At 63.5% G+C, this 6,299-nt stretch carries 8 protein-coding genes; 1 reads left to right on the forward strand and 7 read right to left on the reverse strand.

The genetic code is table 11. The features are described from left to right. The 7 genes from Q7T45_RS26965 to Q7T45_RS26995 all read right to left on the reverse strand — a co-directional run. On the reverse strand, positions 1 to 157 hold a 157-nt coding region (locus Q7T45_RS26965), incomplete at its 3' end, for an acylphosphatase (protein WP_304875059.1). Beyond that, positions 158 to 1,024, reverse strand: a complete 867-nt coding sequence (locus Q7T45_RS26970) for an oxaloacetate decarboxylase (protein ID WP_304875052.1) — start codon at positions 1,022 to 1,024, stop codon at positions 158 to 160. A gap of 119 nt (positions 1,025 to 1,143) precedes the next feature. Beyond that, positions 1,144 to 3,159: an acetyl/propionyl/methylcrotonyl-CoA carboxylase subunit alpha gene (locus Q7T45_RS26975; protein ID WP_304875053.1), complete on the reverse strand. Its 2,016-nt coding sequence runs from the start codon at positions 3,157 to 3,159 to the stop codon at positions 1,144 to 1,146. A gap of 160 nt (positions 3,160 to 3,319) precedes the next feature. After that, positions 3,320 to 3,835: a transcription elongation factor GreA gene (greA, locus tag Q7T45_RS26980; RefSeq protein ID WP_370691374.1), complete on the reverse strand. Its 516-nt coding sequence runs from the start codon at positions 3,833 to 3,835 to the stop codon at positions 3,320 to 3,322. Positions 3,836 to 3,860: 25 nt separating this feature from the next. Then, positions 3,861 to 4,070 carry a hypothetical protein gene (locus Q7T45_RS26985; protein ID WP_304875054.1) on the reverse strand — a complete coding sequence of 70 codons (210 nt, stop codon included), beginning with the start codon at positions 4,068 to 4,070 and terminating at the stop codon, positions 3,861 to 3,863. A gap of 163 nt (positions 4,071 to 4,233) precedes the next feature. Continuing rightward, positions 4,234 to 4,611 (reverse strand): hypothetical protein, encoded by a 378-nt coding sequence (locus Q7T45_RS26990; protein ID WP_304875056.1) that lies wholly within the window; start codon positions 4,609 to 4,611, stop codon positions 4,234 to 4,236. 142 nt (positions 4,612 to 4,753) lie between these two features. Further along, positions 4,754 to 5,389 (reverse strand): HAD family hydrolase, encoded by a 636-nt coding sequence (locus Q7T45_RS26995; RefSeq protein WP_304875057.1) that lies wholly within the window; start codon positions 5,387 to 5,389, stop codon positions 4,754 to 4,756. Between the two features lie 195 nt (positions 5,390 to 5,584). Here Q7T45_RS26995 and Q7T45_RS27000 point away from each other — a divergent pair, with 195 nt between their 5' ends. Further along, on the forward strand, positions 5,585 to 6,295 hold the full coding sequence (locus Q7T45_RS27000) for a thermonuclease family protein (RefSeq protein ID WP_304875062.1): 711 nt from the start codon (positions 5,585 to 5,587) through the stop codon (positions 6,293 to 6,295). Positions 6,296 to 6,299 lie beyond the last annotated feature (4 nt).

Consider the following 6,299-nt stretch of genomic DNA (forward strand, 5'->3'; position numbering starts at 1 on the left):
CGGCCGGCCCGGCGAACAGCGCCTCGACGCTGCCGTCCCCGAGGTTGCGCACCCATCCCTCGAGATCATGCGCCCTCGCCCGGTGCTCGACCCAGGCGCGATAGCCGACGCCCTGCACCCGGCCCCGGATCGTCACCCGACGGATCGCCGCGCTCATCTATTTGCCAAGCCCCAAAAACTCGGCGCTGCGCGCCTTCACGTCGGCCTCGCGCATGACGCGGCCGGTCAGGTCGGATGACGCAAGGCCTTTCAGAGTCCTGGGCGGCTGGCCCTCACGCAATGCTTTAAGCGTCTCGTAAACCGCCTGCGTGGCGGCGGCGAACGGCGCGTGACCCTGCAGCGCGATCCGCACCCGCTGGCCCGCGAGGATACCGGGATCGCTCATCTCCTCCGGCGCGCCGCCGAGCACGATCGGCAGCGTGGTGGCGGCGGCGATGGCTTGCAGCTCTGCGAGCGTCTTCACGCCGGTGAAGAACAGCGCATCGACGCCGGCAGCCTCATAGGCCCGCGCGCGCGCGATCGCGTCCTCGATCGACGTCACCGACGCCGCCCCGGTGCGCCCCATGATCACCAGCGTCGGATCGCCGCGCCCGTCCAGCGCCGCCTTGATCTTGCCGACGCCCTCCTGCAGCGAAATCAGCTGGGTCTTGGTCACGCCGTACGCCTGCGGCAGCAGCGTGTCCTCGATGGTGAGGCCGGCGGCGCCGGCCGCCTCCAGTTCCTGTACGGTGCGGCGGACATTGAGCGCGTTGCCGTAGCCGTGATCGGCGTCGACCAGCACCGGCAAGTCGGCGGCGCGCGACATCCGGCGCATTTGTTCCGCGAGTTCGGTGAGCGTAATCAGCGCGATGTCGGGATCACCTAACACCGCGAGCGAAGCCACCGAGCCGCCGAACATGCCGAGTTCGAAACCGAGATCCTCGGCGATGCGGATCGATGTCGCGTCATAAACGGAACCGGGCCGAATGCAGGATGATCCCGACAGGATCGAACGCAACGCTTCGCGGCGCCTGCGGAAAGCCATTAAGGAACTCCTTCGCGTCTGTATTCTTCGTCATTGCGAGGAGCGAAGCGACGAAGCAATCCAGCTTTCTTTCTTCGCGCGGCAAGATGGATTGCTTCGCTGCGCTCGCAATGACGGTATCAGGCGAATTCGAGAATCAGCGCATCGACCGCCAGCGTCGCCCCGGCGGCGGCGTGAATCTTCTTGACGGTGCCGTCGCGCTCGGCGCGCAGCACGTTCTGCATCTTCATGGCCTCGACCACGGCGAGCGTTTCGCCGGCTTTGACTTCCTGGCCCTCGGCGACCGCGATCGACACCACCAGACCCGGCATCGGACACAGCAGCTTCTTGCCGGTATCGGCCTTGACCCCGACCGGCATCAGCCGCGCCGCCTGGGCCTCGCTCTCGGTGAAGACGTTGACCGCGACCTCAAACCCCTGATGCGCGAGGCGTATGCCATTGGGAATCGGCCGCACCTGCATCGCGACCAGATGGCCGTCGATGGTGCCCTGCCAGACCGGATCGCCCGGCGCCCATGTCGAGACGATATGGTGCGGATGACCCTGAGTGCCGTCGGCGTTGATAAAGCGCACCGCAATGCCATCGGCTTCACGCACAATATCGAGCGCGATTTCGTTGCGTTCCAGCCATACCGCACGGCGGCCCTCGCGCTGCACCGCCCTTCCCGTCAGCTGGCCGGAAATCTGCCGCTTGCGCTCGCCGAGCACGTGGTCGATGGCGGCGCCGACCGCCGCCAGCCGGCGGGCGATCTCGCCTTCGGGCACGCGAACCGCAAAACCTTTCGGAAACTCCTCGGCAATGAAACCGGTGGAGAGATTGCCGCCGCGCCAGCGCGGGTGATTCATCAGCGCCGACAGGAACGGGATGTTGTGCCGGATGCCGTCGATGTAGAAGGAATCCAGCGCGGTCGACTGCGCCTCGATGGCGGCGGCGCGCGATGGCGCGTGGGTCACCAGCTTGGCGATCATCGGATCGTAATAGATCGAGATCTCGCCGCCTTCCTGCACGCCGGTATCGTTGCGAACGGTGATGCCGTCGTGGGAGCTTTCGACCGGCGGGCGGTATTTCACCAGCCGTCCGATCGAGGGCAGGAAGTTGCGGAACGGATCCTCGGCATAGACCCGCGACTCCACCGCCCATCCGGTCAAAGTGACGTCCTTTTGCGCCAGCGCCAGCTTCTCGCCGGCGGCGACCCGGATCATCTGTTCGACCAGGTCGATCCCGGTGACCAGTTCGGTAACGGGATGCTCGACTTGCAACCGCGTGTTCATCTCCAGGAAGAAGAAGCTCTTGTCCTGGCCCGCGACGAATTCGACCGTGCCGGCGGAATCGTAATTGACCGCCTTTGCCAGCGCGACGGCCTGTTCGCCCATCTGGCGGCGGGTGATCTCGTCGAGCAGCGGCGACGGCGCTTCCTCGATCACTTTCTGATTGCGGCGCTGGATCGAGCATTCGCGTTCGCCGAGATAGATCACGTTGCCGTGCTTGTCGCCCAGCACCTGGATTTCGATGTGGCGGGGATCGACGATGAATTTCTCGATGAAGACGCGGTCATCGCCGAACGACGATTTTGCCTCCGCCTTGGCCAGCCCAAAGCCTTCGGCGACTTCGGAGGTCGAATGCGCGATCCGCATGCCCTTGCCGCCGCCGCCGGCGGAAGCCTTGATCATCACGGGATAACCGATGGCGTCGGCGATCTTGACCGCGTGCCTTTCGTCCTCGATGACGCCGAGATAGCCCGGCACGGTCGAGACGTCGGCCTTGGCGGCCGCCTTCTTGGACTCGATCTTGTCGCCCATCGCGGCGATCGCGCCGGCGTTGGGGCCGATGAAGACGATCCCGGCCGCATCAAGCGCGCGCGGAAAGGATTCACGCTCGGACAGGAACCCATAGCCGGGATGCACCGCCTCGGCGCCGGACTTGCGGCAGGCCTCGATGATCTTCTCCATCACGAGGTAACTGTCGGACGCCGCGGGTGGCCCGATCAGGACGGCATCGTCGGCCATTTCGACGTGCAGCGCGTCACGGTCGGCCTCGGAATAGACCGCGACCGTCTCGATCCCCATGCGGCGGGCGGTCTTGATGATCCGGCAGGCGATCTCGCCGCGATTGGCGATCAGAATACGTTTGAACATGGGGCTATTTACTTGCAACCGAAGGGCGGGGTCCAGCCCTGCGGTGCGGCTGGACGGGGGACGATTTATCAGTTCCGTCGTACAGCAAAACTGAACGGAGGCAACGGTTTATGCGACCCAATTCCGCTTCAGGGAGAGATTTAATACGCCATCCCAGCCGTTACGGAGATATCCCTGATGGCTGCTGGATGGCCTTGATCTCGGCTTCACCGCCGCCGGTCTTGATGACGTCGCCGACATGCTTTCCCACCAGCGCCCGGGCGAGCGGGGAAACATAGGATACCGTCCCCTTGGCCGGATCCGCCTCGTCCGAGCCGACGATAGCAAAACGCTGCTCGCGTCCGTCATCGCGAACGATCGTCACGCTGGTTCCGAACTGCACGGCGTCATTGTCGGGATCTGTGGCAACCAGCTCCGCGCTGGCGCGCCGCGCGCTCCAGTAACGCAGATCGCGCCCGGCGCTCGCCAACGCCGCACGGTCACCCGCGGCCTGCGCCTCGCCATGCTCCCGGCGCGCCGTTTGCAACGCAGCCTCGATCAGCGCCAGGCCGTTCGCAGTGACGAGATTGGGATGCTCCGGGATTGGCCGGTCGGGCAAATCCTCGACGAAATCATCCTCGTTGACGAACGCTCTGCTCATGGCCGGAATATGGGTATTCTCAGGCGCGGTTTCCACTCCAGGCTCGTCGGCCTGACGGACCTCACCCGGAATACGTATTAAACCTGCCGCGCGTGTAGGCATGGGAAACCGCCTTCATCAGCTCGCCCGCCTCGGCTTCCAGATATTCATTGGCAACGATCAAGGCCCGTATAGTGGATCGCATGTCGCCGCCACATGCCGCGATCGCCTGATCGACGGCAGCCTCCAGCCCGTCATCCTTCTCTGCATTCGCTGGTGAAGAGGTGGACATCAGGGGTTGTTCCATCGGGGGCGCGGTGGAACAATGTTCTTCTTTTGTTCTCATGAAGTCAAGCCGCGCCCGCGCGCAGGTCGACCGCCGGAACGCCGCCCTGCATCGCATGGCGACGTTCCGCTACTTTGCTTCAGCGCGCGCTCCGCACCGCGATCTATCTCTAGCGCTTCTTGCGTGAACTGCGCATGGCGGGGCACGGCCAGCCCGGATTGCCGCAGGTCTGCACGTCGCCGTTGGCGGGATCGTTGACGGCGATGTAGCCGGTGTTGCCACTGTGATAGAGGTAGCAGAACGATACCGGGAAGCTCTGGTCATAAAACGGCGACCTGATCCGCAACGTCTGAGACCCGATGCTCAGATAGTTCAATGACTGGGTGGTGCGCGGCGGAATGTTTCGTTGAACCACCGCGTTGCTGACGGTCCAGGTGTAGTTGGAGTTGTTGTAGAAATGCCGGCTGCAATAGAATTGCGCGGAGGCGTTGGTCGCAGACAGCAGCGTGACGACAAGCAGTGCAATAAATCCGGTCAAGACTTTCATGAAATTCTCCTTGGGACAATACACGCCAAGGTAGCTCAGTAAACAAATACAATCAACGCTAGTTCAGGTTGCAAAACACCGTCGACCACAACCGAGACCGGCTCGCGGCTTCCGTGAACGCCACCGAAGAGTTCCAGGAGGCCTACCCTGTATGGTCGAGCACCCCCCGAGGCGTGGCGCAAACATGATGCGCTCCCGCGTCGCGCAGTTCCGCTTCGCTGCCGTAACCGTAGAGCACGCCGACGGCGGTCATTCCGTTGTTTCTCGCGCCCACCATGTCGTAGCTGCGGTCGCCTATCATCATGGCCTGTGACGGGTCGATGCCCATGGACTGCAGGGCATGGCCCAAAAGGTCGGTCTTGTCGGAACGCGTGCCGTCCAGTTCGGCACCGAACACACGTTCGAAATAGCCCCGCAATTTGAAGTGATCGATGATGCGCTCGGCATAGATACTGGCTTTGCTGGTCGCGACAAACATGCGCCGGCCCGACCGGGCCAGCGCGGACAAGGTGTCCTCGATGCCGGGATAGACCTCGTTCTCGAACAGCCCGATGTCGGAGAACCGTTCGCGGTAAATCGTCACCGCCCGGTCGGCCAGTTCGTCTGACCCAAGCAGCTTCTTCATGCTGCCGCGCAGCGGCGGGCCGATGCACCAGGTCAGTTCGTCTGCCGCCGGAATTGGCCGGTCGAGCTTGCCGAGGGCGTATTGGATCGAACGCGTGATGCCGGGCTTGGGGTCGGTCAGCGTCCCGTCAAGGTCGAAAAAGATCACGGTCATCCCGGCCAACCCTCCCGTTGAGACGTACACAGCCAATACAGCAGTTCTTGTCGCTGTCATGGCTGCCCTGCACGGTTTTTCCCAACTTTGGCGCCACCCGCGACCTTCGATGACCAACAGGCCTCTCGATCAATGCGCGGACTTCCCGTAACGTTGCCGCAAGTTTCGTAAAACCAAACAGAGGCTATGGCCTGGATGCGTTTCCTGATCGTGATACTCGGATTTCTCTGGGCTGGGCAAAGCTGGGCGGCCGGCGCGGTCGTCAAGGACGGCGGCACCTTGCAGGTGGCCGGCGTGACCTACCGGCTCGACGGCATCGATGCGCCTGAACTCGACCAGATGTGCATCGACGAGCACGCGGATGCCTGGGCCTGCGGCGTCGAAGCGCGCGACCAGCTGGTCAAATTGATCGGCGACCGTGCGGTCCGTTGCGAGGATCTCGGGCTGGCCCCTTACAAGAGCCGGCATATCGGCATTTGCACCGTCGAGGGCGAGAAGGCCACCCTGAACCAGATCGTCGTCCGCCAGGGGTTTGCGCTGAACTTCAAACCCTATGCCAGAGGTCGCTTCAAGGACGACGAGGCCGGTGCGAGGGAGCAGAAGCTCGGACTTTGGAAGGGCTGCTTTGCTTCGCCATACGAATTCCGCCGCGGACGCAAGGATGGCGCCTTGCTGGGGGATTCCTGCAGACCCGACAAAGACCAGCAAATACGAGCGGTGCTGTTCCCCGAACACCCCGTGATGCCGCCGGGCTGCAACATCAAGGGAAAATTGGCGGTGCGCGCCCGCGTCACCGGCAATGTCGGCGTCTATCACCTGCAGGGCTGTCGCAGTTACCCCGGCACGACCGAGCCGGATCGCTGGTTTTGCACCGAGGAAGACGCCCAGGCCGCGGGATTTCGCTAGGCAT

This window comes from Bradyrhizobium sp., from assembly GCF_030646015.1.
Lineage (GTDB): Bacteria > Pseudomonadota > Alphaproteobacteria > Rhizobiales > Xanthobacteraceae > Bradyrhizobium.

Coding starts and splice junctions, on each gene's coding strand:
- Q7T45_RS26970 (WP_304875052.1), bottom strand. CDS start 1,024: ATGGCTTTCCGCAGGCGCCGCGAAGCGTTGCGTTCGATCCTGTCGGGA.
- Q7T45_RS26975 (WP_304875053.1), bottom strand. CDS start 3,159: ATGTTCAAACGTATTCTGATCGCCAATCGCGGCGAGATCGCCTGCCGG.
- Q7T45_RS26985 (WP_304875054.1), bottom strand. CDS start 4,070: ATGTCCACCTCTTCACCAGCGAATGCAGAGAAGGATGACGGGCTGGAG.
- Q7T45_RS26990 (WP_304875056.1), bottom strand. CDS start 4,611: ATGAAAGTCTTGACCGGATTTATTGCACTGCTTGTCGTCACGCTGCTG.
- Q7T45_RS26995 (WP_304875057.1), bottom strand. CDS start 5,389: ATGACCGTGATCTTTTTCGACCTTGACGGGACGCTGACCGACCCCAAG.
- Q7T45_RS27000 (WP_304875062.1), top strand. CDS start 5,585: ATGCGTTTCCTGATCGTGATACTCGGATTTCTCTGGGCTGGGCAAAGC.